At 62.4% G+C, this 25802-nt stretch carries 25 protein-coding genes; 15 read left to right on the top strand and 10 right to left on the bottom strand.

From position 1 onward, the window contains the following. Positions 1–291 precede the first annotated feature (291 nt). Positions 292–1722, bottom strand: a complete 1431-nt coding sequence (locus ASE94_RS09145) for a sigma-54 dependent transcriptional regulator (RefSeq protein ID WP_244484011.1) — start codon at positions 1720–1722, stop codon at positions 292–294. 195 nt (positions 1723–1917) lie between these two features. On the opposite strand from ASE94_RS09145, the gene ASE94_RS09140 reads away from it, so the two are divergent. From ASE94_RS09140 to ASE94_RS09130, 3 genes are all read left to right on the top strand, one after another. Then, complete coding sequence (locus ASE94_RS09140; protein WP_062630156.1) at positions 1918–3198, top strand: EAL domain-containing protein; 1281 nt, start codon at positions 1918–1920, stop codon at positions 3196–3198. Between the two features lie 89 nt (positions 3199–3287). Continuing rightward, positions 3288–4166: a TIGR01459 family HAD-type hydrolase gene (locus ASE94_RS09135; RefSeq protein ID WP_062630155.1), complete on the top strand. Its 879-nt coding sequence runs from the start codon at positions 3288–3290 to the stop codon at positions 4164–4166. 1 nt (position 4167) lies between these two features. Further along, on the top strand, positions 4168–5142 hold the full coding sequence (locus ASE94_RS09130) for a bifunctional riboflavin kinase/FAD synthetase (RefSeq protein WP_061907757.1): 975 nt from the start codon (positions 4168–4170) through the stop codon (positions 5140–5142). On the opposite strand, the gene ASE94_RS09125 is transcribed toward ASE94_RS09130, so the two are convergent. Then, a complete protein-coding gene (locus tag ASE94_RS09125) occupies positions 5139–6269 on the bottom strand; it encodes a helix-turn-helix transcriptional regulator (RefSeq protein WP_062630154.1) in 1131 nt (376 codons plus the stop codon). The two genes, ASE94_RS09130 and ASE94_RS09125, sit on opposite strands and share 4 nt — an antisense overlap. Positions 6270–6728: 459 nt before the next feature. On the opposite strand from ASE94_RS09125, the gene ASE94_RS09120 reads away from it, so the two are divergent. The 7 genes from ASE94_RS09120 (at position 6729) to ASE94_RS09090 (ending at position 15441) form a co-directional block, all read left to right on the top strand. Then, entirely contained in the window at positions 6729–7910 is a 1182-nt protein-coding gene (locus ASE94_RS09120) for a hypothetical protein (protein ID WP_062630153.1), read from the top strand. 75 nt (positions 7911–7985) lie between these two features. Continuing rightward, on the top strand, positions 7986–10958 hold the full coding sequence (ileS, locus tag ASE94_RS09115; protein ID WP_062630152.1) for an isoleucine--tRNA ligase: 2973 nt from the start codon (positions 7986–7988) through the stop codon (positions 10956–10958). Positions 10959–11106: 148 nt separating this feature from the next. Further along, positions 11107–11667, top strand: coding sequence for a signal peptidase II (lspA, locus tag ASE94_RS09110; protein ID WP_062630151.1), 561 nt, complete (start codon positions 11107–11109; stop codon positions 11665–11667). Positions 11668–11752: 85 nt separating this feature from the next. Next, complete coding sequence (locus ASE94_RS09105) at positions 11753–12457, top strand: hypothetical protein (RefSeq protein ID WP_062630150.1); 705 nt, start codon at positions 11753–11755, stop codon at positions 12455–12457. Between the two features lie 106 nt (positions 12458–12563). Then, on the top strand, positions 12564–14444 hold the full coding sequence (locus ASE94_RS09100) for a pseudouridine synthase (protein WP_162236072.1): 1881 nt from the start codon (positions 12564–12566) through the stop codon (positions 14442–14444). 3 nt (positions 14445–14447) lie between these two features. Next, entirely contained in the window at positions 14448–15011 is a 564-nt protein-coding gene (gene rsmD / locus ASE94_RS09095; RefSeq protein ID WP_061907764.1) for a 16S rRNA (guanine(966)-N(2))-methyltransferase RsmD, read from the top strand. 52 nt (positions 15012–15063) lie between these two features. Continuing rightward, on the top strand, positions 15064–15441 hold the full coding sequence (locus ASE94_RS09090) for a GFA family protein (RefSeq protein ID WP_062630148.1): 378 nt from the start codon (positions 15064–15066) through the stop codon (positions 15439–15441). A 122-nt stretch (positions 15442–15563) separates the two neighbouring features. Here ASE94_RS09090 and ASE94_RS09085 read toward each other — a convergent pair whose 3' ends face one another. From ASE94_RS09085 to ASE94_RS09075, 3 genes are all read right to left on the bottom strand, one after another. Next, positions 15564–15980 carry a Fur family transcriptional regulator gene (locus tag ASE94_RS09085; protein ID WP_061907766.1) on the bottom strand — a complete coding sequence of 139 codons (417 nt, stop codon included), beginning with the start codon at positions 15978–15980 and terminating at the stop codon, positions 15564–15566. Further along, positions 15970–16788: a metal ABC transporter permease gene (locus ASE94_RS09080; protein ID WP_062630147.1), complete on the bottom strand. Its 819-nt coding sequence runs from the start codon at positions 16786–16788 to the stop codon at positions 15970–15972. The genes ASE94_RS09085 and ASE94_RS09080 overlap by 11 nt, the downstream gene beginning before the upstream one ends. Before the next feature lie 167 nt (positions 16789–16955). After that, positions 16956–17759, bottom strand: a complete 804-nt coding sequence (locus tag ASE94_RS09075) for an ATP-binding cassette domain-containing protein (protein ID WP_082461122.1) — start codon at positions 17757–17759, stop codon at positions 16956–16958. Positions 17760–17874: 115 nt separating this feature from the next. Between ASE94_RS09075 and ASE94_RS09070 the strand changes: the two genes are divergently transcribed. The 3 genes from ASE94_RS09070 (at position 17875) to ASE94_RS09060 (ending at position 21419) form a co-directional block, all read left to right on the top strand. Continuing rightward, on the top strand, positions 17875–18822 hold the full coding sequence (locus ASE94_RS09070; RefSeq protein ID WP_062630146.1) for a zinc ABC transporter substrate-binding protein: 948 nt from the start codon (positions 17875–17877) through the stop codon (positions 18820–18822). Between the two features lie 140 nt (positions 18823–18962). Next, complete coding sequence (gene aztD / locus ASE94_RS09065) at positions 18963–20147, top strand: zinc metallochaperone AztD (protein WP_062630145.1); 1185 nt, start codon at positions 18963–18965, stop codon at positions 20145–20147. Between the two features lie 54 nt (positions 20148–20201). After that, entirely contained in the window at positions 20202–21419 is a 1218-nt protein-coding gene (locus ASE94_RS09060) for a GTP-binding protein (protein WP_062630160.1), read from the top strand. Here the strand turns inward: ASE94_RS09060 and ASE94_RS09055 are convergent. Both ASE94_RS09055 and ASE94_RS09050 read right to left on the bottom strand, forming a co-directional pair. Next, positions 21412–21768 (bottom strand): DMT family protein, encoded by a 357-nt coding sequence (locus ASE94_RS09055; protein ID WP_061907772.1) that lies wholly within the window; start codon positions 21766–21768, stop codon positions 21412–21414. The two genes, ASE94_RS09060 and ASE94_RS09055, sit on opposite strands and share 8 nt — an antisense overlap. Before the next feature lie 78 nt (positions 21769–21846). Next, positions 21847–22104, bottom strand: a complete 258-nt coding sequence (locus ASE94_RS09050; protein WP_062630144.1) for a DUF2164 domain-containing protein — start codon at positions 22102–22104, stop codon at positions 21847–21849. A 105-nt stretch (positions 22105–22209) separates the two neighbouring features. On the opposite strand from ASE94_RS09050, the gene ASE94_RS09045 reads away from it, so the two are divergent. Both ASE94_RS09045 and ASE94_RS09040 read left to right on the top strand, forming a co-directional pair. Beyond that, a complete protein-coding gene (locus ASE94_RS09045) occupies positions 22210–22866 on the top strand; it encodes a hypothetical protein (RefSeq protein ID WP_062630143.1) in 657 nt (218 codons plus the stop codon). A gap of 5 nt (positions 22867–22871) precedes the next feature. After that, positions 22872–23468, top strand: coding sequence for a hypothetical protein (locus ASE94_RS09040; RefSeq protein WP_062630142.1), 597 nt, complete (start codon positions 22872–22874; stop codon positions 23466–23468). Here ASE94_RS09040 and ASE94_RS09035 read toward each other — a convergent pair. From ASE94_RS09035 to cobU, 3 genes are all read right to left on the bottom strand, one after another. Continuing rightward, on the bottom strand, positions 23435–23911 hold the full coding sequence (locus ASE94_RS09035) for a hypothetical protein (protein WP_062630141.1): 477 nt from the start codon (positions 23909–23911) through the stop codon (positions 23435–23437). The two genes, ASE94_RS09040 and ASE94_RS09035, sit on opposite strands and share 34 nt — an antisense overlap. Positions 23912–24053: 142 nt before the next feature. Beyond that, the gene (locus tag ASE94_RS09030; protein WP_061907777.1) at positions 24054–24950 is read right to left on the bottom strand and encodes a cation diffusion facilitator family transporter; all 897 of its coding nucleotides are present in this window, start codon (positions 24948–24950) and stop codon (positions 24054–24056) included. 185 nt (positions 24951–25135) lie between these two features. After that, positions 25136–25669, bottom strand: a complete 534-nt coding sequence (gene cobU / locus ASE94_RS09025) for a bifunctional adenosylcobinamide kinase/adenosylcobinamide-phosphate guanylyltransferase (RefSeq protein WP_062630140.1) — start codon at positions 25667–25669, stop codon at positions 25136–25138. Positions 25670–25802: the final 133 nt, after the last annotated feature.

Raw genomic sequence — 25802 nt, 5'->3', positions numbered from 1 at the left:
TCTGAGAGACCAAACGCCCTTCAAAACCTGAACCAACAACACAGTTGCTCGGGTCAAGCCCGAGGGAAGTACAGTGGTTGGGTACGCTTATGGGAGACACATGCGGCCGACGTGAACAGTTGCGGCGAAGGCAACCGTTCATTTCGAGATTGATCTCGGCTCAAGGCCGTCAATAAACGCGGCGCTATTTACGCGAACGCGGGAATCTCACTTTGCTAAGACCGGATTCCCGCTTTCGCGCGAATGACGCGGTGGGATTGGATAATTGGCCGCGAGCCAAAAGCCCAAGAGTCAGCTGGCTTTTTGCATTTCGGCCCAGGTTTGGCGCTTGCGGTAGATTGTCGAGGGGCTGATTTCCAGCGCTGCGGCGGCCATGGAGATATTTCCGGCGAAGGCGGCGATGGCGTCTTCGATGATCTTTTGTTCCTGCTGCCACATGGGGAGGATGGCGCGGCGGGTTTCGGTGCGCGGGGCAGGGGTTTCGACAGGCGCAAAGGCCTGGGATTCGATATCGGCGGCGCCGAGCATCATGTGGTCGATATCGCCGCCATCGAACATGACGACGATGCGGCGAATGAGGTTTTGCAACTGGCGCACATTGCCCGGCCAATCGGCGGCGGTCAGTTGCTGGGCGGCTTCATTGGAAAAACCGCCAAAGCTCTTGTGTTCTTCGCGCGCATAGCGATCGAGGAAATGGCGGGCGAGGACCATGATATCGGTCGGACGCTGGCGCAGCGGGGGCAGGTGGATGGGGAGGACGTGGAGGCGATAGAAGAGGTCTTCGCGGAATTTTCGCTCGGCAATCATCTGCAGCGGATTGCGATTGGTGGCGCAGATGACGCGGACATCGACCTTGCGCACGCTGGCCTCGCCGACGCGCGATATCGTGCCGGTCTGGAGGAAGCGCAGGAGCTTGGACTGGAGCGACAGATCCATTTCCCCGATTTCGTCGAGAAAAAGCGTGCCGCCATCGGCGAGTTCGGCTGCGCCCTTGCGATCTTCGTGCGCCCCGGTAAAGGCGCCACGGGCGACGCCGAACAATTCGCTTTCCATGAGGTCGCGCGGAATGGCGGCGCAATTGATGGCGACGAAGCGCTTGGCCTTGCGCGGACCCTGGCTGTGCAGGGCTTCGGCACAGACATCCTTGCCGGTGCCGCTTTCGCCGGTGATGAACACCGGAGCGGAGGAGGTCGAGACGCGCCCGATCTGCTCGTAAATGAACTGCATGGCGTTCGAGGCGCCGACAAAGCCGGCATAGTCAGCCATGGCTTGCGGGCGAGCAGTGTCGATGCCGAGCGAGCGCGGGCGGCCGTGGCGCTGGGCGAGCTCGCCGATGCGATTGGCGAGAGCGGCGGCAGCGACGGGCTTGGCGACATAATCATGGGCACCGGCGCGCATGGCGCCGACGGCGGCGGTGACGGAAGCGCCACCGGCCATGGCGACGACCAGCGCGCCTTCGGCGAGGCGCACGATGCGGCCCATGCCGTCTTCATCGCGCTCGCCGAGATCGGCAAGGCTCGGCATATCGGCAAGAATAATGTCGAATCGACCGGCACGAAGCATGTCGAGCGCTTCACGGCCTGACTTGGCCACCGATACTTCCGGCGTGCAGAGCATGGCTTGGCTGAGCGATTCGCCGGTCTGGGCGGCAGCAACTGCATCGGCATCGATCAGCAGAAGTTGTCCACTCAGCGCGTGCTCGACGCCCGAAATCATTGCCATTGCGCCATTTTCCCCAAGTGTGCCCGCGGGTTCGAACGGATTCGAACCGGTCTTGACCTTTGTGGCGATTGTTGGCGAACAGGGTAAATAATCCGTTCTTAACCCTACCGAACGCGTCTCGGTGCTTTTTCCGTCACAGAGGCGATGCTATGACGGGATGTCGAATCTGGCCACTTTTCTTAACCTGGGATGCCAATGCAGGCCCTCGTCTATCTGTTTATAGCGCTTGCCGGAGTTGCTCTGGGTGCGGCCGCCTACTTTGGCTTGGCCTTTACTTTGGCAGAAGCAATCCTGGTTGCCCTGGTGGCCCTTTGCATTGGCACGCTGGTGATGGAGCGCCGTTTGCGGCTGCGCGCCGAACGCCGGCTCGAGCGCGGCATCGAAGATCTGTCGCGCCTTTTGGCGACCGACGCACAGGCCGGTTCAGTGCTCGGACGACGCATCAATGCGCTCTCCGAACTCAACCCAGGCCAGCGACTCGAAACCATCGAGGCCGATATTTCCGTGCTCGGCACGGTGATTCGGCAGGTGGCTGAGGCTGTTGCAGAAATCGAAGAAAAGAGCGTCGCTGCGCCCGCTGCCCTCTCCAATGGCCATGCCGAGCGGTTCAGCGGTGAGACTGCGCGTCCCCAGGCGCAGGTCAAGCCTGTGGCCGATGATCGCGCCGATCCGATCATTCCGCTTGAGCTTGTTCGCCAGGCCATGGCCGAACAGCACCTCGTCTATCATATCCAGCCCGTCGCCCGGCTGCCGCAGCGCCGTGCTGCCGGCTATGATCTGGTGCCGCGCCTGATGCTCGAAGACGGCGATTTCAGCGATCCCGACGATTTCATGCCGCGTGAAGGCGGCGAGGACGTGGTGCAGCGCATCGAGGGCACCGCGCTCAACGAGGCCGTTGCCATTGCGCGCCGGGCGCGCACCGGCGGCCAATCGATTTCGCTGTTCATTCCGCTTAGCGCCGCGACTTTGCGCGCCAGTGCAGCGATGGAACAGGTTTTGGCGACGCTTGACGCCAATCGCGTCATCGCGACCAATCTCGTCTTCACCGTGCCCGAAGCCGATTTCCAGATGCTGCTGCAAAAGGCGAGGCCCGCACTGCAGGCGATCCAGCGGCGGGGCGCGGGCTTTTCGCTCTCCTATGCCACCTCGCTGCGACTCAATTTCACCGAGCTCTCGGAAATCGGCGTGCGCTCGATCCGGGTCAATGCATCCCGGCTCATCGCCTCGCCCGAGGTCTATACCGACTTCCACCTCTCCGATATCGCGAGCTATGTCGGCCGGTTCGACATGACGCTCTTGGCAACGGGCGTGACCGACGAGCGGCAGATCGTCGAGCTGCTCGACAATGAAATCATGCTGGTGCAGGGCAATCATATCGCCCCGGCCGGGCCAGTGCGGCAGGACCTGCTGCTCGAGCCGGCGCGCACCGTCGTGCCGCAGCCGGCACTACCGCCGCGTCGCCGCGCAGAGGTCTGAATTCGGACCCAGCGCCGTTTCGGGCTTGATCGGGCGGCGCAATCTGTCCCATAGCGGACGAGAAGAACAACTACGGGAAGTTCAAGCCCATGTCCGCGCCAGCGCCTTTGCCCATTATTTCCGGCCTTGCCGATCTCGCAGGGCGCTATGATGCGGTCTTGAGCGATGTCTGGGGTGTTATCCACAATGGCGTTTCCGCCTTTCCCGAGGCTGTCGATGCGCTGGTGCAATATCGGCGTGCGGGCGGCAAGGTGGTGTTGATCACCAATGCGCCGCGGCCATCGCCGCCGATCGTCGCCATGCTCGACCGGCTTAACGTGCCGCGCGAGGCTTATGACGCCATCGTCTCATCGGGCGATGCAACGCGGACGATGATTTCAAAGTATCGGGGCAGGGCCATCCACCATGTGGGGCCCAAGACCGAAGACGACGCGCTTTATGATGGGTTCGATCTGAGGCGCACGGGGCCGGAAGAGGCCGAAGTCGTCGTCGTGACCGATCTCGACACCGATGACGATACGCCTGAAATGTATCGTGACCGCGCCAAATTCTGGCTCTCGCGAAAACTGCCGATGATCTGCGCCAATCCCGACCGGGTGGTGGAGCATGGCGACCAGATCATCTATTGCGGCGGGGCGCTCGGCGATCTCTACGCGGCCATGGGCGGCATGGTGCTGATGGCAGGAAAGCCCTATCAGCCAATTTACGAAGAGGCGTTCCGGCTGGCGGAATTGGCGGCGGGCAAGACGCTCGACAAGAGCCGGGTGCTGGCGATTGGCGACAGCGTGCGCACGGATGCGACGGGCGCGGCGCAGTTCGGGATCGATCTCTTGTTCATCACCGGCTCGATCCATGCGGCCGAGCTCGATGCTTTCGGCAAGCCCGATCCGCAGGCGATTGCCGATCTCGTCGCGCCGAGCCGGGCGCGGGTCGCGGGCTTCTTGCCACGTCTCTCCTGGTCTGCGTGACATGAGCACTTTCGTCCGCCTGTCCGACTATGCCGGGCTCCCTGCGGCGCTCAAGGGCGCCTATGTGGCGATCGGCAATTTCGACGGCATGCATCGCGGGCACCAGAAGGTCATCGCAGCTTTGCGCGAACGCGCTTCGGCGGCCGGCGTGCCGGCGCTGATCCTGACCTTCGAGCCGCATCCGCGCGATGTCTTTGCGCCGGCGCCCTTTATGTTCCGGCTGACACTGGGCGATGCCAAGGCGCGGTTGGCCGAGGCGCTGGGGCTCGACGGGATCATCATCCTGCCTTTCGACACGGCGTTTTCGCAGATGGAGGCGGAAAGCTTCGTCGCCGATGTGCTGGTCGAGGCGCTCGGTGTGCGCGGCGTTATCATCGGTTCCGATTTCCATTTTGGCCGCCAGCGGCGCGGGACGCCGGCCTTTTTGCGCGAGCAGGGAGCGGCGCGCGGCTTTGCCGTGGAAACGCTCGATCTCGTCGATGAGGCGGATGAGCCGATTTCATCTTCCCGCATCCGCGCGGCTTTGTCGGAAGGCGCGGTGACTGCGGCCAATCGGCTCCTCGGCTATCACTGGTTTTTCGATGGCTGCGTGGTGCAGGGGGATCAGCGCGGGCGGGAACTGGGCTATCCGACGGCCAATACGGTGACGCCGGATGGATTTCAGCTCGCGCAAGGCGTTTATGCCGTGCGGGCCAAGGTTGGGCGGCATCTGCTCGATGGCGTTGCCGCCTATGGCAAGCCGATGTTCGACAATCACCGGCCGCCGTTTGAAACGCATCTCTTCGATTTTTCCGGCGACCTTTATGGACAGACCATTTCGGTGGCGCTGGTCGGGCATATCCGCGGACAGGAAGTGTTCAAGGGTCTCGACGATCTGATCGCCGCCATGGACCGGGATAGCCGCAAGTCGCGTGCGATGATTGCCGAATGCGGTCCGCTTGGCGTGCTCGACACGCATCTGGGCTTTTTCGGCTAATCGCTTTCGAGGACCAGGCGGACGAGGTCCATCTGCCGGCGCACGCCGGTCTTGTCGAAAATGCTGGTCAATTGCGCCCGTGCGGTCGCGTCCGATACGCCGCGATCCGCAGCGGCGGTCTTGCGACTGCCGGTTTCGACAAGCGCTAGCGTCAGTTCGGCTTCGGCGGCGGTGAGGCCAAATTTCTGGCGCAGGGCGAGCAGTTTTCGGCGCAGCTTCTGCTGGGGATCGGTGATGATCACGATCACGGCTGGCCGTCTCCCTGATGGGAAAAGCCGACCACCTGGATAAGGCGCGCAGTGCACCGAAAGAACGCCCTGCGGCGTCGGGATATCGAGCCGCCCGCCGGAACTATGGTCGGGCGCAGAAAGGCATAGGGCGAGCAAGCGCGACAGGCGCCGGTCTGCTGCCCCATCTGCACAGCCAAGACGCCGCTGGCGGAGAACGAGGCGGCCGCTTTCCAGAAGAGCAGCGGCGCCGGCATTTGCGTCGAGCAAGAGGCCTCGGCCATCGAGCAGGATGGCCGCCTGGCCCGAGAGATCGAGGACATCGAGGCTCGACCGGGCCAGGCCACGGAACCGGCGCAGCAGCGTATTGGTTTCGAGCGCTTGCTGGACGGTGGGGAGAATGGCTTCGAAGCGCGCGATCTGATCAGTTTCGAGCGGAGCGCGGGAATTGAGCATCAACGCGCCAGTCCAGCCATTTTGTGTGGTGAGGACGAGGCCGGCGCCGCGGCGGTAGCCCTGCGGGACGCACCACTCGTTGTAAAAGCTGTCTCTCACGAAGCCGTCGAAGTCAGCCATGGCTTCATCGACGACGAGTTGCCCCGGGCTTTGGGACAGCATGAAACGCATGAGCATGTTGCGCGGGGCATAGGTCGAAAAATAGCGCGCGATCTGGGCGGGATCAGTGCGCGGCGCGAGGATTTCAGGGGCAGCGCCGGCAATGCCGCCACCGAGCGTCGCTTCAACGACGCCGAGATAATCGGACAAATGCTCCAGCATTGCAGGCCAAGCCGCATCGTCCTCGGCAGCCTGCCTTATGGTCCCGATGATCGCGTCGATACCGGCCATCACGCCACGCTCCGCATCGAACGTCTGTTCGATGTCCACGCCAGCATGGGCCAATAAAAAAGTCCGGTCAATCGAAGGGGCGACCGACGCTACCTCCAGCGCAGGCTCGCTCCGGACCGGGAGTGTTAAACGATGACTTTGAGAAGAAAGAGCAGGCCCTGTGCCTGGCTCGTAGGCATTTTGCTGGCCAGCGTCAGCACGGTGCCGAGTTATGCCGTCGAGAATGTGCGCCGCGAGGTGCACCATTTTTTCGAATGCCTCGACATGATGCTGAGTTCGCCCGCCGACCATAAGGCCAACTGCCAGCCGAACCGGGTGCCGGGGCCGTTTGGGTCTATCCAGTCGACAGGGGGTAGCGACACTCAGCCAGTGGCGCCGCCAGCTCCTCCTGCGCCGCCTATGCCGCCGGTCGTCGTGGCCGAGCCGCCACCGCCCCCGGTTGTCGAACCCCCACCGCCACCGCCGCCAGCACCCGATCCGTGTGCCTGCGGGTCCTGCTACGCGACTTGAGCCATGGCGCCGCGTGTTCTCCTTGCCTGGGAAGGCGGCGCCGGGCGCGGCCATGTGGTGACGTTAAAGGTCATCGCAGAAGCACTTGGGACCGCAGCGATTTGCGATGCCGCCCTCTGCCGCATGGAGCATGCGGCAGAGATCGCGCCCTTTTGCGACGGTGTTTTTGCCGGAGCCCGGCTTTGGCCGAACCGGGCAAGACGCGAGGCGATGGGCAATCCGCACACCGCAACCTGGGGCGATTTTCTCGGCGATCTGAATTTTTGGGATCCGCAATTTCTGATCACCCAGATCGGCTGGTGGCTGGAGGTAATCAGGGCGCGGAAGAGCCGATTGGTCGTGGCCGATTTTGCGCCCTGCGCGCAATTGGCCGCCCTGATTGCGGGTATGCCTTCTATCGCGGTGGGGACGGGCTACTCCGTGCCACCCAGTGGGCTCGAGCGTTTTCCGCTGCTGCTGCCTGAATATGCCATTTCTATCTATGACGAGGGCGAACTGCTCGACGCGGTGAACCGCGCGCTCCGGCATTTTGGGTCAGCGCCGCTGCAACACGTCTCCGATATCTATAGTGGCGGAGGCGCCATGCCGCGCACTATTGCGGGCCTTGATCCCTATGATGGGATGAGAGCGGCGCCACTGCTGCCGCCGCTCAATGAAAAATTGCCGCGGCCCGGCAGGAGCGGCAACGAGATCTTTGTCTATTTTTCAACGAGCGAGACCGAAAACGAAGCACTTGTCGACGCGGTCTTGGGCCTCGGGCTGCCGATGCGCGCATTTCTGCCCGGGGCGGATGGAGAGACGAAGGCGCGCTTCGCATCGGCCGGTATTGTGGTCGAGCCGGCGCCGGTGCCGGTTGAAGATATCGGCCGGCGCACGCGGCTGATGATCCATTCGGGGCAGCATGGTTCGCTGTGCCTTGGGCTCGGCATGGGCCTCGGGCAAATTGCCATTCCGCAGCATCTCGAGCATCTTTTTCATGCCAGAAAGGCGGCTGCGCTGGCGCCGGTCAGTATTATCGGGCCGAGCATGAAGAACGCAGACGACATCGCTGGTCTGATCGAAGCAGCCTATAACGACGATGCGGCATCGTCGCATGCGCGGGGCGTGGCCATGCGGTTGGGCGATGAGCTTTTCGGAGATATCGGCGCCATCACGCGCGAGCGGCTCCTGCCGCTGATGAGTTGAGGGCAAATCACCCTTTGCCCCATGGGCGCCACCTTGCTAAAAGGCGCGCACTTCTTCTGAACGAAACGCCGATCCATGACCGATACCGCTCCCGGCGCGACCGAAAAAGATTATTCGGCCACGCTCTTCCTGCCCGAAACCGAGTTTCCGATGCGCGCGGGCTTGCCCGATCGTGAGCCGATTTGGCTCAAGCGCTGGCAGGACATGGATATTTATGCGCTGCAGCGCGAGCAGGCCAAGGACCGGCCGCTGTTTACGCTGCATGACGGCCCGCCCTATGCCAATGGCAATATCCATATCGGGCATGCGCTCAACAAGACGCTGAAAGACATAGTGTCGCGCTCCATGCAGATGCTGGGGCACAATGCCGCCTATATCCCGGGCTGGGATTGTCACGGGCTGCCGATCGAATGGAAGATCGAAGAGCAGTATCGCGCCAAGGGCAAGGACAAGAACGAGGTTCCGGTGGTGGAATTCCGCCAGGAATGCCGCACCTTTGCCGAGCAGTGGGTCGATATCCAGCGCGAGGAATTCAAGCGCCTCGGCGTCTTGGGCGAATGGGACAATCCCTACCTGACGATGAGCTTTGACGCCGAAGCCCAGATCGCGCGCGAGCTGATGAAGGTGTCGATGTCGGGCCAGCTCTATCGCGGGTCAAAGCCCGTGATGTGGTCGGTGGTCGAGCGCACGGCCCTGGCCGAAGCCGAGATCGAATATGCCGATTATGAGAGCGACACGATCTGGGTGAAGTTCCCGGTTTCGCGCATCCAGACGGTCGACGGCAAGGACACCGATGAGGTCATCGCGCATCGCGAGCACCTGACCGGGGCCAGCGTCGTGATCTGGACCACGACGCCATGGACCATCCCGGCCAACCGCGCCATCTCGTTTTCAAGCAGGATCGCCTATGGCCTTTACGAGGTCACCGAGGCGCCGGCCGAAAACTGGGCCAAGATGGGCGACAAGCTGATCATTGCCGATAAGCTCGCGGCTGAAGTTTTTGCCAAGGCCAAGGTAGCGGCATCGGTGCGACTGCAGACAGTGCCTGCGGCGGTGCTCGGAGGCATTGCGGCCTATCACCCGCTGCGCGGCTTTGGTGGTGGCTATTCCTTTGACGTGCCGCTGCTCGATGGCGAGCATGTGACCGACGACGCCGGTACCGGCTTTGTGCATACCGCGCCCGGCCATGGTCTCGATGACTTCGGGATCTGGATGGAATCGACGCGCCTGTTGCAGGATCGCGGTATCGATCCGGCGATCCCCTATGTCGTCGGCGACGATGGTTTTTACACCAAGGACGCACCGGGCTTTGATGGCGCGCGCGTCATCGACGACAATGGCAAGAAGGGCGACGCCAATAACAAGGTGATCGCCGCGCTCGCCGAGCACGGCAATATCATCGCCCGTGGCCGCGTAAAGCACCAATATCCGCATTCCTGGCGCTCCAAGAAGCCGGTGATCTATCGCAATACCCCGCAATGGTTTGTCTATATGGACAAGGACATCGAGGGTGCGGCGGGCGATACGCTGCGCGTGCGCGCGCTTCGCGCCATCGACAAGACCAAATTCTATCCCGCAGCGGGACAAAACCGTATCCGCGCCATGATTGCCGACCGGCCCGATTGGGTTCTGTCGCGCCAGCGCGCCTGGGGCGTGCCGATCACGGTTTTCGTCCATAAGGAAAGCGGCGAAATCCTGCGGGACGAGGCGGTCAATCACCGCATCGCGCAGAGCTTTGAAGAAGAGGGTGCGGACGCCTGGTATAAGCCCGGTGCGGCTGAGCGCTATTTGGGCGAGGGCCGCAAGTCCGGCGACTATGAGATGGTGACGGACGTTCTCGACGTCTGGTTCGATTCCGGCTCGACCCATGCCTTCGTGCTGCGCAACAAGCAGAAGTGGCCGCATCTCAAATTCCCGGCTTCGATGTATCTCGAAGGCTCGGATCAGCACCGCGGCTGGTTCCATTCGTCGCTGCTCGAAAGCTGCGCGACCAATGGCTATGCGCCCTATGACAGCGTTCTCACCCATGGTTTCACCATGGATGGCGAAGGCAAAAAGATGAGCAAGTCCCTGGGCAATACCGTTGCCCCGCAGGACATCATCAAGCAATACGGCGCCGACATCCTGCGGCTCTGGGTGGCGTCATCCGATTATTCGGAAGACCTGCGTCTCGGCAAGGAAATCATCCAGACGACCGTCGACAGCTATCGCAAGCTGCGCAATACGCTGCGCTGGCTGCTGGGTAATCTCGCGCATTTCAAGGCGGATGACGTCGTCGATTTCCGCGATATGCCGGAGCTCGAAAGGTTGATGCTGCACCGGTTGGCGCAGCTCGATGCCGGGGTGCGCGCAGCGTACAAGGAATATGACTATCGCAAGGTGGTCTCGCTCCTAACCAACTTTATGAACATCGAGCTCTCGGCGTTTTATTTCGATATCCGCAAGGATACGCTTTATTGCGATCCGATCTCGTCGGTGAAGCGGCGGTCGGCGCTGACCGTGCTCGATCATCTGTTCAACGCGCTGACGGCCTGGCTGGCGCCGATCCTGGTGTTCACCATGGAAGAGTGCTGGCTCGAACGGCATCCGGGCGAGATGGAATCGGTGCATTTGCGGCTGTTCCCGGACATCCCGGGCGAGTGGCTCGATGATGAGCTGGCGAGCAAATGGCAACTTATTCGCGCCGTGCGTCGCGTCGTGACCGGGTCGCTCGAAATCGAGCGGCGCGAGAAGCGGATCGGCTCGTCGCTGGAGGCCGCACCGACCGTGTTCATCGCTGATGCGCGGTATATCGATGCGCTCGAAGGCCAGGATCTGGCCGAGATCGCGATCACCTCGGCTATTGTCGTGAAGCAGGCGGACGGTCCGGCCGAAGCGTTCAGGCTCGATGAAGTGCCGGGGATTTCGGTGACGCCGGCTCTGGCTGAAGGGACGCGTTGTGCCCGGTCGTGGAAGGTGCTGCCCGAAGTCGGCACGGATGCCGAATATCCGGACGTGACGCTACGCGATGCCCAGGCCTTGCGCGAGCTGGCGGCGGCGGGGGTTTGAGCTTGACGTTCGGTTTCGCGGGTCACCCCCTCCCATCCTCCCGCATCAAGGGGGAGGTGCAGGGCCGGTGGGTGAGGCAACATTGTGCAACGAACTGGATACACCACCTCGCCCCTTGCGGGGGAGGATGTGAGGGGGGGCTTACACGATGAACGCCAAAGCATCCCCAGCCATTTTGACTTCGCTCCTCGTCGCCGTGCTCGCATTCGGCATAGACCGCGCGCAAAAAGGCTATCATATCGCGGCTGATTGCTATGCGATCGGGCAGGCCAACTGCGTGTCGGTCTTTTCCAACTTCATTCCGTTTTCCATGACCGGATGGCGGGGCGGCGAGATCGTGCCGGTCACGCCGTTCTTTGATTATGTGCTCGTCTGGAACACCGGCATTTCCTATGGGCTGCTCGATGGGCTGCCGGTCTGGGCGCTTGGGGCCATCATGATGGTGGCGATCGTCGGGCTCTCGATCTGGTGGTGGCGGACCAATGCGCCGCTGGTGCGGCTGGGGCTCGGTTTTGCCATTGGCGGGGCACTGTCTAATGCGCTTGACCGGTTGATCTATGGCGCGGTGGCGGATTTCTTCCACTTCCACTGGGGAACGTGGTCGTTCTATATTTTCAACATCGCCGATGTGGCGATCACGCTCGGCGTCATCCTGCTGCTGCTCGATGCGCTGGGGGTGGGGCGGCCGCGCCACACGCCAGCCACTTAACGCTGCGCGATCATTGTGCTGCCCAAATCTGGCCTTAGGGGCAGAAATGCGGTATAAGCGCCGCCACTATCGTAAGGGACGTTTCATGCGTATTGGATTGACCGGCCACCAGAGCCGCATTTCGGCCCCGGCGCGTGCGGTGTTGGCGGGCCTAGCCCTCGTCGCAACGCTTGCCCTTGGCGCGTGCACGACGGTGGAAGGCACCAATGCGCTGACCGATGCCGGCACCTTTGAACGCGAAGTGTTGAACACGACGGCGCGCGGTGTGGGCCTTATTCCCGGCGATGCGCCCAAGGAAGATCTGACCAAGCCACGTGCTCCGCTGGCGCTGCCGCGCGACACGGCGAGCCTACCGGCGCCGACGACCGAAGTTGCGACGGCTCAATTGCCCGCCAATAGCGACACGGTGCGCGTCGATACGAGCAAAATGAGCGAGGCCGATATTCAGCGCCTGCGCAATGCCAAGGTTGTCGATCTGCGTTCGTTGGGCGGTCGCCCGTTGACGGCGGAAGAAGCCCGCTCCCTGACGGCGCGCATGAGCGCTGCCGGCATGCAGGTTTCCTCGGCTGCGGAACGTCCGCTCTATCTGCCGCCGGATGAATATTTCACGCGCGTCGGCGACGCCAACCTTGTTTGCCGAACGGCAAATGGCGAATTGGTGCCGCTCAGCGATGCGCGCTGCCCCGACGAAGTCCGTCGCGCCATGCGCACGTCCGGTCCGGGCGCCAGCCAGCTCAGCACCGGTCCAGGTGCCAAGCTGACCAACTCGGAAACGACGCTGCAAAACTAAGCTCGGCAGCGAGCTTACTGCCTTCTGGGCGGCCGGACGATCCGGCCGCCTTTCGCTTTCTCCGCGCCGCCCATAATGGGTCCCGCATGTCATGAAAGTCCTCTCCATGAGCGACACACCAAAACCCGAAACCGCCGACCGTCTTGCCAAGGTCATGGCCCGCGCCGGGCTTTGCTCGCGCCGCGATGCCGAAGGCTGGATCGCCGCCGGCCGCGTCACCGTCAACGGCAAGAAGGTCATTACGCCGGCCTTCAATGTGACGAGCCGCGACAAGATCACCGTCGATGGCCAGCCGCTGGCTGAACGCCAGGGCACGCGCGTCTGGCTCTATCACAAGCCTGCCGGGCTCGTGGTGACCGAGAAAGATCCCGAAGGGCGCAAGACGATTTTCGAAGCGCTTGACGAGCAAGGTCTGCCGCGCGTCGTCACCGTCGGCCGGCTCGATATCAATACCGAAGGTCTGCTGCTGCTCACCAATGATGGCGGGCTGAAGCGCATTCTCGAATTGCCCTCCACCGGCTGGCTGCGCCGCTATCGCGTGCGCGCCTATGGCTATGTCACCCAGGCGCAGCTCGATGCGCTCAAGGACGGCATCACCGTCGAAGGCGTCAATTACGGGCCCATCGAAGCGACGATCGAGCGCGAGCAGGGCCACAATATGTGGATTGTCGTCGGTCTGCGCGAAGGCAAGAACCGCGAAGTCAAGAACGTGCTCGGCGCGCTCGGCCTCGAGGTCAACCGCCTCATCCGCGTGTCCTATGGTCCGTTCCAGCTTGGTGATCTCGCGGAAGGCGCGATCGAGGTCGTCAAGGCCAAGATGCTCAAGGACCAGCTCGGCAAGAAGCTGGCAGAAGCGGCCAATGTCGACTTCGACAGCGAAATGCCAGAAGGCCTGTTCCCACCGCCGCGCGCCATGAGCGAAAGCCCGCGTAGTCGCGGTTTCCGCAAGCCGGCAGCACGCGCTGGGTTCGACGATCGCGACGAGGACCGCCCGGTGCGGCCGCGCCGGATTCACTTTGACGACGATGGCCGGGCGCCGGAAGAATATGAACCCAAGGGGCCGGATCGTCCGGGCCGGGGCCGCGTAGATCCCGATGATCAACCGGCGAGCAATTATGGCCGCCCCCCGATCCGCGCACCGCGCGAAGAAAAGCCGGAAGGCGATCGCAAATCGTTTGGCGACAAGAAGTCGTTTGGCGCCAAGAAGCCTTACGGCGACAAGAAGTCGTTTGGCGATAAGAAGCCCTATGGCGAGAAGAAGTCGTTTGGCGACAAGAAGCCTTATGGCGACCGCAAGCCTTACGGCGACAAGCCCTATGGGGATCGGCCGCAACGCAGCCGCTCCGAGGGTGGCGAGCGTCCCGCGCGCAGCTTTGGCGAGCGTCCGCAGCGGCGCGATGATGAGCGGCGTGGCGGCGGCGAACGCCCGCAGCGCAGCTTTGGCGGTGGGGAGCGCCCGCAGCGTAACTTTGGCGATAAGCCAGCCCACGGCTTTGGCGGTGGAGAGCGCCCACAGCGCAGTGGCGGCGAGCGTCCGGCTCGGTCTTTTGGGGACAAGCCGGCTCGCAGCTTCGAGGATCGTCCAAGCCGCGGCGATCGTCCGCAGCGTTCCTATGGCGACAAGCCCGCACGCTCGTTTGGCGATCGGCCGGAGCGGGGGCAGCGTTCGGATCGTCCGCAGCGTTCGTTCGACGACAATCGTGGTCCGCGCCGCGATGACCGGCCAAGTCAGGGCCGCCCACAGGGTGGTCGCCCCGCGGGCAAGAGCTTTGGCGGCGCCCGGCCCGAAGGTGGCCGGCCTGCTAGCGGTGGCCGTCCCGGCGGCAAGCCGTTTGGTGGGAATCCAGGTGGCGGCCGACCGACTGGAGGTCGTCCGGCAGGCGGCGGTCGTCCCGCCGGTGGTGGCCGTCCCACGGGTGGTGGGCGTCCGACAGGTGGCTCCCGTCCAACGGGTGGCCGGCCTGGTGGCGGCAGGCCGCGGGGTTAAGCGGTGCGGATCGTTGCCGGCAAATTTCGCGGCAAGCAGCTCAATTCACCGTCGGACGATTCCATTCGCCCGACGGCTGACCGCGTGCGCGAAAGCATGTTCAATATTTTGGGGTCGCGGCTGGGACCGGTCTTCGAGGGCCTGAAGGTGCTCGACCTCTTTGCCGGGACCGGCGCGCTTGGGTTCGAAGCGCTGTCGCGCGGCGCGGCGCATGTAACCTTTGTCGATACCGGCGCGGAATCGCGCGGACTGGTGCGCGATCATATCCAGGCTTTTGGCGTGGCGGGGATCACCAAACTCTTGCGGCGCGATGCGACGGCGCTTGGGGCACCGGGCACGTTTGGGCAATTTGATCTCGTTTTCCTCGATCCGCCCTATGGGTTGGGGCTGGGTGAAAAGGCGATGGCGGAACTGGCGGCCAATGGCTGGCTCAAGCCTGGCGCGACACTGGTCTGGGAGGAAAGCGCCGACGCGGCGGTGACCGTTCCCGAGGGATTCGCGCTCGACGACGAGCGGACCTATGGCGCGGCGGCGGTACGGTTTCTCACGTTTGGGACAGCAGACTGAACTTTCCGCCGCGTCCCCGAGTTTGTCCCCGGCAATTGTCTGGAGATGAGTGATGGCGGAAGTGGTGCGGACGGGTGGGTGTCTTTGCGGAGCGGTGCGCTATGAAGTGCGCGGCGCGCCATTCAAATCCGGGCTTTGCCACTGCGCCGATTGCCGCAAGGTGACAGGGACGTCGTTTCTCGCCTATGCTGATTGGCTCAGCCATCAGTTCAGCTCTGAGGGCAAGGTCGAGACCTATGAGGGGCGCTCATTTTGCCCGACCTGTGGATCGCGGCTTTTCAATCGCAATGAAGAGGGCGTCGAGATTTACCTAGGCACGCTTGATGATGCGCCAAACGGCATCAAGCCCGAGGTCGAGGGCTGGTGCATCAGGCGCGAGCCCTGGCTGCCGGTGATTGCCGGCATGCCGATGATGCGGGAAGATCCATAGGGTTTTGCCTCCATCTTCGTCACCACCGGGCTTGTCCCGGTGGTCCGTGCGGCGGCGGGATGGATTGCCCGGACAAGCCGGGCAATGACGATGGAATGGTGGAAGTTTTAGGGGCTGTGCTCCTAAGCAGCCTTCTGCAAACACTCGGCGCAGCGGCCGCGGATTTCCATTGTGGTGCGTTCGACCTTGAAACCCTCTTTGCCGGCCCAGGCGCCGAGGCGCTCTTCGATGACCGCGTCGGCGAATTCGTCGACCTTGCCGCAGCTTTCGCAGATGGCGAAGGCGATGAGGCCTTTGCGGTGGCAATGGGTATCGGCGCAAGCAACGAAAGCGTTGAGCGATTCAAGCCTGTGAGCAAGGCCGCGATCGACGAGCTTTTCAAGCGCCCGATAGACCTGAAGCGGGGCGCGGAGGCCATCGGCGCGCAGCTTGTCGAGGATATCATAGGCGCTGAGCGGACCCATCGAGGCGGTCAACGTACCGAGCACCAGTTCCTGATTGCGCGTGAGATCGGTCGGCATGTCGTGGCTATGTGCCATGAGAGTCTCTCCTGCCGAACAATCGTGCGGTCGGCACCGCGAGCGAAACGAGGAAAATAAGCAGCGCCGCCACGACGATGGATGGTCCCGAAGCGGTATCCCAGGTGAGAGACCCATACAAGCCGCCGACGACGGAGACGGCGCCGAGACCGGCAGCGACCAGCGCCATGATTTCGGGCGTGGGGCTGAGGCGCCGCGCGGTGGCTGCGGGGATGATGAGAAGCGAGGTGATCAGCAACACGCCGACGAGCTTCATGGCGATGGCGATGACCGAGGCCATGAGCAGCATGAGCAGAATGCGGCTGATCTCGGGATTGAGGCCCTCGGCCTCCGCGAGTTCCGGGCTGACCGTTGCAGCGAGGAGCGGACGCCAATTCAAGGCGAGAAGCGCAAGGATCGCGGCGCCGCCGGCATAGATGATGATGATGTCGTCCATCGAGACGGCGAGGATATCGCCGAACAAAAAGCCCATGAGGTCGATGCGGACCTGGGTGAGGAAGCCGACGAGGACGAGGCCGACCGCAAGGGAAGAGTGGCTCAGGATGCCGAGGAGGGCATCGGTCGAGAGCGTGTTCTGGCGCTGGAGGAGAAGGAGCGCACCGGCGACCATGGCGGCGACGGCGAAGACGCCGAGGGTCATGTTGATCGAGAGGAGGATCGAAATGGCGACGCCGAGCAGGGCCGAATGGGCCATGGTATCGCCGAAATAGGCCATGCGGCGCCAGACGACGAAGCAGCCGAGCGGGCCGGTGACGAAGGCAAGGCCGATGCCGGCGGCGATGGCGCGGGAGAAGAAATCAGTGAGCATGGAGGACTCCTTGCCGCGCTGGTGCGTGGGAGCACCCCCTCCCAACGTCCCCCATCGAGGGGGAGGTGCAGATCGAGTGCTGGGCAACATCTGACCAAAGCCACCGGCCCGAAACCTCCCCCTTGATGGGGGAGGATGGGAGGGGGTGGGGCAACACGCGCATGCGCTCACCCATGATGATGCCCCGCATGCTCGTGATGATGGTCGTGCTTGCCATCCTTGCCCACCACACAGCCATCGTCGTGATGCTCGTGATCGTGGTGATGCTCGTAGATTGCCAGGGTTTCGGCGGCGCGGGTGCCGAACAACGCAAGATATTCGGGGCTGCGTTTGACGGCGGCTGGGGTGCCGCGGCAGCAGATGTGGCCGTTGAGGCAGATGACGGTGTCGGTTTCGGCCATGACGACGTGGAGGTCGTGGCTGATCATCAGGATGCCGGCCTGGGTGACGTCGCGGATCTGGCGGACGAGTTCGTAAAGCGCCACTTCGCCGGAAAAATCGACGCCCTGAACAGGTTCGTCGAGGACGAGCAGATCGGGCTTGCGGATCATTGCGCGGGCAAAGAGCACGCGCTGGAACTCGCCGCCCGAAAGTTCCTGCACGGCCGCGCCGAGGAGACGGCGCGCGCCGACGGCTTCAAGTGCGGATTCAATTTCGGAGCGCGAGAAACGGCCGGTCAAAGTCATGAGGCGCTCGACCGTTAAGGGGAGCGTCCAGTCGATGCTGAGCTTTTGCGGGACATAGCCGATTTTTAGGCCCGGCTTGCGCGTGACGGTCCCAGTCGTCGGCTTCAAGACGCCAGTCGCCATCTTGGCGGTCGTCGACTTGCCCGAGCCATTGGGGCCGATCAAGGTGACGATCTCACCGCGCGAAATCGACAGGTCAACGCCCTCGACGAGGACACGGCCACCGCTCCGCACGCCGGCACCGGCCAGCGTGATCAGCGTCTCGCCCTTGGCACGCATATTCATAAAACTTTCCAACTGTGCTCTTGACGCTGAGATTTACGTTATAGCATAACACCGCCGCAAGCGTAATAATATAACATGTTGTTGCGCATGATCCTGCCGACAAGAGGTGTCTGACATGACCCGGCTTCTTCCCTTTGTGGCTCTGACGAGCCTGATGTTGACTGGCACGGCCTTGGCCGTACCCAATGTGGTGGCCTCGACCAAGCCTGTCCACTCGCTGGTGGCGGCGGTGATGGCGGGGGTGGGCGAGCCCGGCCTGATCGTCAAGGGATCGGCATCGCCGCATACCTATTCGCTGCGTCCTTCCGATGCTGCCGCGCTCGAAAATGGCGATATCGTGTTCTGGACCGGGCATGGGATGGAGCTGTTCCTTGCCGATGCGCTCGAGACGCTCTCGACCAAAGCCGAGACGGTCGAGCTCGCCGATGCCGAGGGGATTACGCTCCTGCCGGTGCGCGAGGGCGGGGCATTCGAGCATCATTCCCATGGCGACGAGCACGCCGAAGAAGGGCACGAGCACGGAGAGCATGACCACGCCCATGAAGAGGGCGAAGGGGATATGCATTTCTGGCTCGATCCGGAAAATGCCAAGCTCATGGTGACCGATATCGCCAAGGTGCTGTCGGCCGCGGACCCGGACAATGCGGCAAAGTATAATTCGAATGCCGAAACTGAAATCGCGACGCTTGGTGCGCTTGAGACCGAGATCAATGCCAGTTTGATCGGGGTGAAAGACAAGCCTTTCATCGTCTTCCACGACGCCTACCAGTATTTCGAAAAGCGCTTTGGGCTTGATGTGGCAGGCTCGATCACAGTGTCGCCCGAGGTGATGCCCGGCGCGGCGCGGGTCGATCAGTTGCGCACCAAGGTGCAAGAGCTTGGCGCGACCTGCGTCTTTGCCGAGCCTAATTTCGAGCCGACGATCGTCAAGACGATCATCGAGGGCACCAATGCCAAGGCCGGCGTGCTTGATCCGGAAGGCAGCGCGCTGACCGAAGGCCCCGATCTCTACGCCAACTTGCTGCGTGGGCTTGCGACCGGCCTCGTTGATTGCCTCGGCTGACCACTAGATTATGAGCCGGTGGCGATTTAAGCCGCCGGCCTTTCCTCTCATTTCGCAGATGATCCATCTGTCCCTTGGGACGGACGGGTTTTCGCACGCCTACAAACCCAATAGTTACGTTCTAACATAACGGAAATGACATGCGATTTCTTTTTGCTCGCCTGCTTTTTGCCACGGCACTGACGGGGCCGGTTTTGGCCGATGATGTCACCGCGTGGCGGTTGTTCGTCGGCGATCATGCCGAGGGCAAGGTGACGGCGATCGATGCGTTGAGCGGGGAGGTGCTTGATAGTTTTGCCCTCAAGAGCCCCGCATCGCTTTATGCCAGTGCATCGGGCGATGCGGTTTTTGCGGTGCAGGGCGCGAGCAATCAGGTTTCGGCTATTCGCTCCGGCATCGCGTTCGAAGATCATGGCGACCACGGCGATATCGCGGTTTCGGCGCCCGCATTGGTGGATGCGGTGATCGCGGGCGAAAAACCGGCGCATTTTGTCGAGCATGACGGCAAGGTGGCGTTGTTTTTCGATGGCTCGGGCAAGGTCGATCTCTTCGACGCCGGGCAGTGGGTTCATGAAGGCACGGTGACGCCGGCTCAGCTCGATAGCGGCACAGCGCATCATGGGCTGGCAGTGCCGTGGGGCGATTATACGCTGGTGTCGACGGCCAATGCCGAAGACGAAAAGAAGCCGCGCGTGGGGCTCAATGTGCTCGATGCCAGGGGCGAGCAAGTGGGTGAAACCTATGCCTGTCCGGACCTTCATGGCGAGGCGGCATCAGGCAATCTGCTGACGATCGGTTGCGGTGATGGCGTGCTGGTCGTCTCCGGCTCAGGCGCGCCGGAGGTTAAGAAACTCGATTATGCCGGGCTTCCGGACGGCAAGACGACGACGCTCGTCGGCGGGCAGGGGATGCAATATTTCCTCGGCAATTATGGGCCGGACAAGGTCGTGATCATCGACCCGGCAGAGGCTGAGCCCTATCGCCTGGTCGAGTTGCCGACGCGACGAGTGCATTTTGTCACCGATCCCGGCCGGCCGCGCCTTGCCTATATTTTTACCGAGGACGGCTTCTTGCGGCAGCTCGACGTGGTCAAGGGTGAGCTGACCCAGGCGCTCAAGGTGACCGAGCCCTATTCGATGGATGGCGAATGGAGTCTGCCGCGGCCGCGACTGGCAGTGGTCGGCGATAAGGTCGCCGTGACCGATCCGCTCAGGGGATTGGTGCACCTCGTCGATATCGCAGGCTTTGCCATTTCCGGCGATATCCCCGTCGAGGGCGCGCCCTATACGATCGTCGCCGTCGGCGGCTCCGGCGCTCAGCACTAAATTTATGCCCTGCCGCCCGGCTCGGCGGCGGGGTCTTCTCCAATGGAGACTGTCATGGCCCCCCACCATCAAAGTGCCAAAAAACTCCCAGTCACCGTGCTGTCCGGCTTTCTCGGCGCCGGCAAGACGACGTTGCTCAACCATATTCTCAACAATCGCGAGGGGCGTAAGGTCGCGCTCATCGTCAACGATATGAGCGAGGTCAATATCGACGCGGCGCTCGTGCGCGATGGCGGCGCCAATTTGAGCCGGACCGAAGAAACGTTGGTCGAGATGAGCAATGGCTGCATCTGTTGCACGCTGCGCGACGATCTCCTGGCGGAGGTGACGCGGCTCGCGGGCGAGAACCGTTTCGATTATCTGCTGATTGAATCGAGCGGCATTTCCGAGCCGCTACCGGTGGCGACGACGTTCGACTTTCGCGATGAGCGCGGTTTTTCGCTCTCGGATGTGACGCGGCTCGACACCATGGTGACGGTGGTCGATTGCGCGAACCTTCTCAAAGACTATGCCTCGACCGATTTTTTGCGCGATCGCGGCGAGACGGCGGGGGAGGGCGACGAGCGGGCGCTGGTCGATCTTCTGGTCGAGCAGATCGAATTTGCCGATGTGGTGGTGCTCAACAAGATCTCGACCGCACCGGAGGCAGACCGGCAGGCGGCGCGGACGATCATCAAGGCGCTCAACCCGGCGGCGAAGATCGTCGAGACCGATTTCGGCCAGGTGGCACTGGATGAGGTGCTCGATACCGGACTGTTCAACCTCGAGGTGGCCGAGACCAATCCGCTTTGGTTCAAGGAGCTCAATGGCTTCAAGGATCATCTGCCCGAGACCGAGGAATATGGGGTGCGCTCGTTCGTCTATCGGGCGCGGCGGCCGTTCAATCCGCTGCTGCTCGATCGGTTTATCAATTCGGCCTGGCCTGGCGTGATCCGCGCCAAAGGATTTTTCTGGCTGGCGACGCGGCCTGATCTGGTTGGTGAACTGAGCCAAGCCGGCGCTTTGGTGCGGACGCAGCGGCGGGGCATGTGGTGGGCGGCGGTGCCCGCACAACGTTGGCCCGAGAGCGCGGAATGGCGGAAATCCATGGCGCCTTATCTCGATCCCGTCTGGGGCGACAGGCGCCAGGAACTGGTTTTTATCGGCACCGACCCGATGGACGAGGCCGATATCCGCCGCCGGCTCGATGCCTGCCTCGTGCCGGCGCGGACGATGACGCCCGACGCCTGGACCGTGCTGCCTGATCCGTTTCCGTCCTGGCAGGCTACTTGAGCGGGCCCTTGAAGATGAAGAGGGCGCCGATGCCGATAAAGGCAAAGCCGATGGCGTGGTTCCAGGTGAGTTTTTCGCCGAGATAGAAGACGGCGAAGAGCGCGAAGACCGAAAGGGAGATGACCTCCTGGATGGTCTTGAGCTCTGCGGCCGAATAGACGGCGCTGCCGATGCGATTGGCGGGGATGGCGAGCCAATATTCGAAGAACGCCACGCCCCAACTGATCAACACCACGACCCAGAGCACGAGGCCATGGTATTTGAGGTGCCAATACCAGGCGAAAGTCATGAAGAGATTGGACGCGAGCAGCAGCCCGATGGGGGCGAGGGTGGGAAAATTGAGGCCCATTGAAACACCGTAGGGGAGAATCGGCCCGGTCGGGCGCGCCTCGCATGTTTCGTGCGGCGCACCCGGTCTTGGCAAGGCTCATGAACGCAGGTGATTTGTTGGGCGTTCCAGCGAAAAGATTTCGTCGGTGAGATTATCTACCTGCTTTTTGACAAGCGCCTGAGCGTCATAAAGCCCGCGATTGTAAAAATAGCTGCCCATGCGCTCGGCAAAAAACTGCATCAGCATTTCGGCGGGGATGGCGCCGATGGACTGATCGAGCTCTTCGCGGAAATAATCCTGGATCTCGCCGACGATGGCCTTGGTCTCTTCGCGGCTGAATTTGATCTTTTCCATTATCGGCGGGCTCCTTTTCAGCCCCCGTTCATAGCGCGAGTCGTCAATTGCGGACATGCGCAGGCTCGGACAGAATGGGCCTCGGGGATTGGGAGGAATTTTGCCATGTTCGCTCGTTTGTCATTTGCCGCTTTGTCACTGGCTCTGGTTGCGACCATGCCGCTTGCGGCCAAGGAAAAGGCCAAGGCCGAACCGTCTGCGGCAGAAACCGTCACCTGCGACGGCGTCTATGGCCGCAAGAGTTCGGACGCGCTGGTCAAGGAGACGTTTGGGGCCGACAACGTCAAAACCGGCATGGCCTATGGCGCCGAGGGCGTGGAATTCATGGCGACGACGGTCTATCCCGACGATCCGCAGCGGGTGATCGAATTCAGCTGGTGGGACGAGGACAAGCTCGAATATCTCGGCTCGGTCGATCTGTCGCCCAGCCAGCAGACGCCGACGGGCGTGCGCATCGGCATGACCGTCGCCGAGGTCGAGGCGATCAATGGCGCGCCGTTCACCGTCGGTGGGTTCTGGTGGGATTATGGCGGCAATGCCGTGTTCGAGAAGGGCAAGCTCGTCAATCCCGAAGACGGCTGCGGCTTCTGGATCCGCTTTGCGCCCAATGATGAGTATCCCTCGGATTTGAATGTGGACGCTGTTTCGGGCGAAGTGACGGTGCCGTCTTCGGAACCGCTTCTGAAAACGCTCGACGTGCGGGTGCAGTCGATTTCGCTCGGCTATCCCTATCCCGACGAACTGCCTAAGCAGGACTATTGAGGCCGATGCGGAACACGATCATCTATCTGATCGGCCATTATGGGGTCGGCAAATATACGATCGCCCAGGAAATCGCGGCGCAGACTGGCGCGCGGGTGTTCGACAATCACCTCGCCAACAACGTCATCTTTTCGTTGATCCGCGAGGATGGGCGGACGAAGATTCCGGAACGGGCCTGGGACTTGATCATGACGATCAGGCGGCAGGCGCTGACAGCGATGGCCGAGATCGCGCCGGAGCGGGCGAGCTTTGTTCTGACCAATGCCTTGATGGAAGAGGATCCGATGGATCGGGAGGCGTTCGACGAGGTCGTCGCGACTTCGGAGAAGCGGGGCGGGGTCTTCGTTCCGGTGATCCTGAGGGCATCGGACGCGGCGCATGCGGTGCGGGTGCCGTCAGCCGAGCGCGAAACGCGGCTGAAAATGACCGATGTCGACGGGGCACTGGCCGCGAGGGCAAGGGAAATTCTGCGCGTTACGCATCCCAATCGGTTCGATCTCGATACGTCGGAAATCGAACCGCAGGAGGCGGCACGGCAGATCATCGCCCATGCCGGGCTAGTTGCGGCTCAGCAATCGGCCTTGAGGGAAGCGACGAGCTGATCGACCAGAGGGTCGAATTTGCTGCGGTCGGTCTGGGCATAGTCGAAGCGGAGCGCGGCATAGGCTTTGCCATCGCATAAAGCGATCATGTGCTCCTTGAGCACGCGATCCTTCTTGGCGCCGGACCATGTGGCCCAGGTGGGTGTGGTCGAGCGCTCGGTGACGCCCCAGCCGGAAGCCATGTCGGATGCGAGCTGGCCATAGGATTCGGTTTCAAAACCACTGGCGCCGAGCGGCGCGGCCCAGATCTTGAGGCGACCGACGCGGCCGTCGAAGAGGAAGGTCTCGCCCGAACCGTTGGCCTCAGCGCCCTGACCCTCGAAGCCGGGCGGGATATCGACGGCATAATTGAAGGCGGGGTTTTCGTAGGCGCTCCAGGTTTCCTGCGCGGTTGCGGGCAGGACGAGGAGGGCGAGGGCGAAGAGGGGGGCTATGGTGCGCATGGCGGGAGATTGCCTGTGGAGTTGGGGTTAGGCAAGGGGCGGTGAGTAAGGGAAGGCCTCCTCACCCGGCCTTTGGCCGACCTCTCCCCCAGAGGGAGAGGTACCGCTCCTTGCCGGCAGGTGAGGGGGCCTTGCCTATCGCTTACAGTACTACGATCCCCGCATGCTTCGCCTTGTTCTCCGGTTCGACATGGATGGTGATCTGCACGTCTTCGACGGCTTCGCGCAGCTTGGCTTCGATGTCGTCGCAGATCTTGTGGGCGGTATCCACGGTCATGGCGCCGGGGACGACGAGGTGGAAGTCGATGAAGGTCAGCTTGCCAGCCTGGCGGGTGCGGATGTCATGGGCTTCGATGGCGCCATCGGCGTTCTGGGCGATGACGTCGCGAATGGATTTCTGGGTTTCGGGCGGCACGGCGACGTCCATGAGGCCACCGACGCTTTCGCGAATGACGCCCCAACCGGACCAGAGAATGTTGAGCGCAACGAGGGCGGCGAGGACGGCGTCGAGCGCGGCAATGCCGGTCATGTAGACGAGCGCGAGGCCGACGATAACGCCGAAGGTCGAGACCACATCGGTCATCAGATGCTTGGCGTCGGCAACGAGCGCCGGGGAGCGGACGCGATTGCCATAGCGGCGGAGATATTGCGCCCAACCGAGATTGATGAGGGTCGCGAAGACGCTGATGGCAATGCCTTCGACGGGCGCCTCGGGGAGCTCGGGATTGATGAAGCCAAAATAGGCTTCGCGGAGGATCAGAATCGCCGCGACGATGATCATGACGCCAACGAGCACAGCCGAAAAATATTCAGCCTTGTGATAGCCATAGGGCAGGGAGGCGTCGGCCGGGCGCTGCGAGAGGCGCACGGCGATCAGCGCCAGAATGGCGGTGACGACGTTGACGATTGATTCCAGCGCATCGGAATAAAGCGCGATCGAGCCGGTAAAACGCCAGGCGAGGAGTTTTAGGCCAAGCACCAGGATACCGACGCCGAGGCTGATCGCCGCTATGGTCAGCGTTCTATTGGTGACGGCCATGATGGGAACTCCGCAAGCGTGAGCGCGGCCCATAGCGGCAATGTTATCCGCCCGCAAGTGATTGTATTTGCGAGTGATTTTCAGAAGCATTTCTATCTAGGCGGGCGCGGGACAAGCCCTTGATCCCGCATGCTTTCTTCTCGAGGGATTGATAAATGTCCCTCAAAAGCCCGCGAATATTTCTGTCAGTTTTCGATCGGCGGCGTCTCGCCCTTGAGAGTGAGTGGAAGCCCGGCGGCGACGAAATAGACATCGTCGCAGATTTCGCCGAGGCGTTGATGGGTCGAGCCGGCCAGATCGCGAAAAGTGCGGGTCAGGGGATCTTCTGGGCTGATGCCGAGACCAAGTTCATTGCTGACGAGCACGACTTTCGAGGTTTTGAATTCAACGAGTGTGGCGCAGAGTTCGCTGACGGCAGTCGCGACGTCCTCGCCCGATACCAGCATGTTGTTGATCCAGAGTGTCACGCAATCGACGAGGATGACATCGTGCTCTTCGCCTGCCTGGAGAATGGCGTGCGAGATCTGCATGGGCTCCTCGCGCAGATCGAACCGGCCGGCGCGGCGGGCGCGATGGCTTTGCACGCGGTCGCGCATGTCATCATCAAGCGCTTCGGTGGTTGCGAGATAGAGCGGTTTGCTGCCTGAGCGCATGGCCAGTCGTTCGGCAAAGGCGGTCTTGCCAGACCGGGCTCCACCCAAAACCAATGTGTGCCGCATGGAAGTCTCCTCTGCATGCCGCCGCCACCAGCGCGGCAGCAAGACGTCTCAAAACCATTTGCGGGGCCGAGATGTTCCCGAGTCTCGTGAAATGGATGGAGGTAAGCCGGCTGCTGTTCTGAGTGAGAGACTC

It is taken from the genome of Devosia sp. Leaf64 (assembly GCF_001421945.1).
Taxonomy (GTDB): Bacteria; Pseudomonadota; Alphaproteobacteria; order Rhizobiales; family Devosiaceae; genus Devosia.
Note: the sequence above shows the minus strand (reverse complement) of the source record. Positions and strands in the feature narration are given on the sequence as shown.

Coding starts and splice junctions, on each gene's coding strand:
- ASE94_RS09100 (WP_162236072.1), top strand. CDS start 12,564: ATGAGCGACACACCAAAACCCGAAACCGCCGACCGTCTTGCCAAGGTC.
- ASE94_RS09075 (WP_082461122.1), bottom strand. CDS start 17,759: ATGAATATGCGTGCCAAGGGCGAGACGCTGATCACGCTGGCCGGTGCC.
- ASE94_RS09105 (WP_062630150.1), top strand. CDS start 11,753: ATGCGTATTGGATTGACCGGCCACCAGAGCCGCATTTCGGCCCCGGCG.
- ASE94_RS09140 (WP_062630156.1), top strand. CDS start 1,918: ATGCAGGCCCTCGTCTATCTGTTTATAGCGCTTGCCGGAGTTGCTCTG.
- ASE94_RS09035 (WP_062630141.1), bottom strand. CDS start 23,911: ATGCGCACCATAGCCCCCCTCTTCGCCCTCGCCCTCCTCGTCCTGCCC.
- ASE94_RS09080 (WP_062630147.1), bottom strand. CDS start 16,788: ATGCTCACTGATTTCTTCTCCCGCGCCATCGCCGCCGGCATCGGCCTT.
- ASE94_RS09085 (WP_061907766.1), bottom strand. CDS start 15,980: ATGGCACATAGCCACGACATGCCGACCGATCTCACGCGCAATCAGGAA.
- ASE94_RS09120 (WP_062630153.1), top strand. CDS start 6,729: ATGGCGCCGCGTGTTCTCCTTGCCTGGGAAGGCGGCGCCGGGCGCGGC.
- aztD (WP_062630145.1), top strand. CDS start 18,963: ATGCGATTTCTTTTTGCTCGCCTGCTTTTTGCCACGGCACTGACGGGG.
- ASE94_RS09135 (WP_062630155.1), top strand. CDS start 3,288: ATGTCCGCGCCAGCGCCTTTGCCCATTATTTCCGGCCTTGCCGATCTC.
- ASE94_RS09090 (WP_062630148.1), top strand. CDS start 15,064: ATGGCGGAAGTGGTGCGGACGGGTGGGTGTCTTTGCGGAGCGGTGCGC.
- ASE94_RS09145 (WP_244484011.1), bottom strand. CDS start 1,722: ATGGCAATGATTTCGGGCGTCGAGCACGCGCTGAGTGGACAACTTCTG.
- ileS (WP_062630152.1), top strand. CDS start 7,986: ATGACCGATACCGCTCCCGGCGCGACCGAAAAAGATTATTCGGCCACG.
- ASE94_RS09130 (WP_061907757.1), top strand. CDS start 4,168: ATGAGCACTTTCGTCCGCCTGTCCGACTATGCCGGGCTCCCTGCGGCG.
- ASE94_RS09045 (WP_062630143.1), top strand. CDS start 22,210: ATGTTCGCTCGTTTGTCATTTGCCGCTTTGTCACTGGCTCTGGTTGCG.
- ASE94_RS09055 (WP_061907772.1), bottom strand. CDS start 21,768: ATGGGCCTCAATTTTCCCACCCTCGCCCCCATCGGGCTGCTGCTCGCG.
- ASE94_RS09030 (WP_061907777.1), bottom strand. CDS start 24,950: ATGGCCGTCACCAATAGAACGCTGACCATAGCGGCGATCAGCCTCGGC.
- cobU (WP_062630140.1), bottom strand. CDS start 25,669: ATGCGGCACACATTGGTTTTGGGTGGAGCCCGGTCTGGCAAGACCGCC.
- ASE94_RS09040 (WP_062630142.1), top strand. CDS start 22,872: ATGCGGAACACGATCATCTATCTGATCGGCCATTATGGGGTCGGCAAA.
- lspA (WP_062630151.1), top strand. CDS start 11,107: ATGAACGCCAAAGCATCCCCAGCCATTTTGACTTCGCTCCTCGTCGCC.
- ASE94_RS09060 (WP_062630160.1), top strand. CDS start 20,202: ATGGCCCCCCACCATCAAAGTGCCAAAAAACTCCCAGTCACCGTGCTG.
- ASE94_RS09070 (WP_062630146.1), top strand. CDS start 17,875: ATGACCCGGCTTCTTCCCTTTGTGGCTCTGACGAGCCTGATGTTGACT.
- ASE94_RS09050 (WP_062630144.1), bottom strand. CDS start 22,104: ATGGAAAAGATCAAATTCAGCCGCGAAGAGACCAAGGCCATCGTCGGC.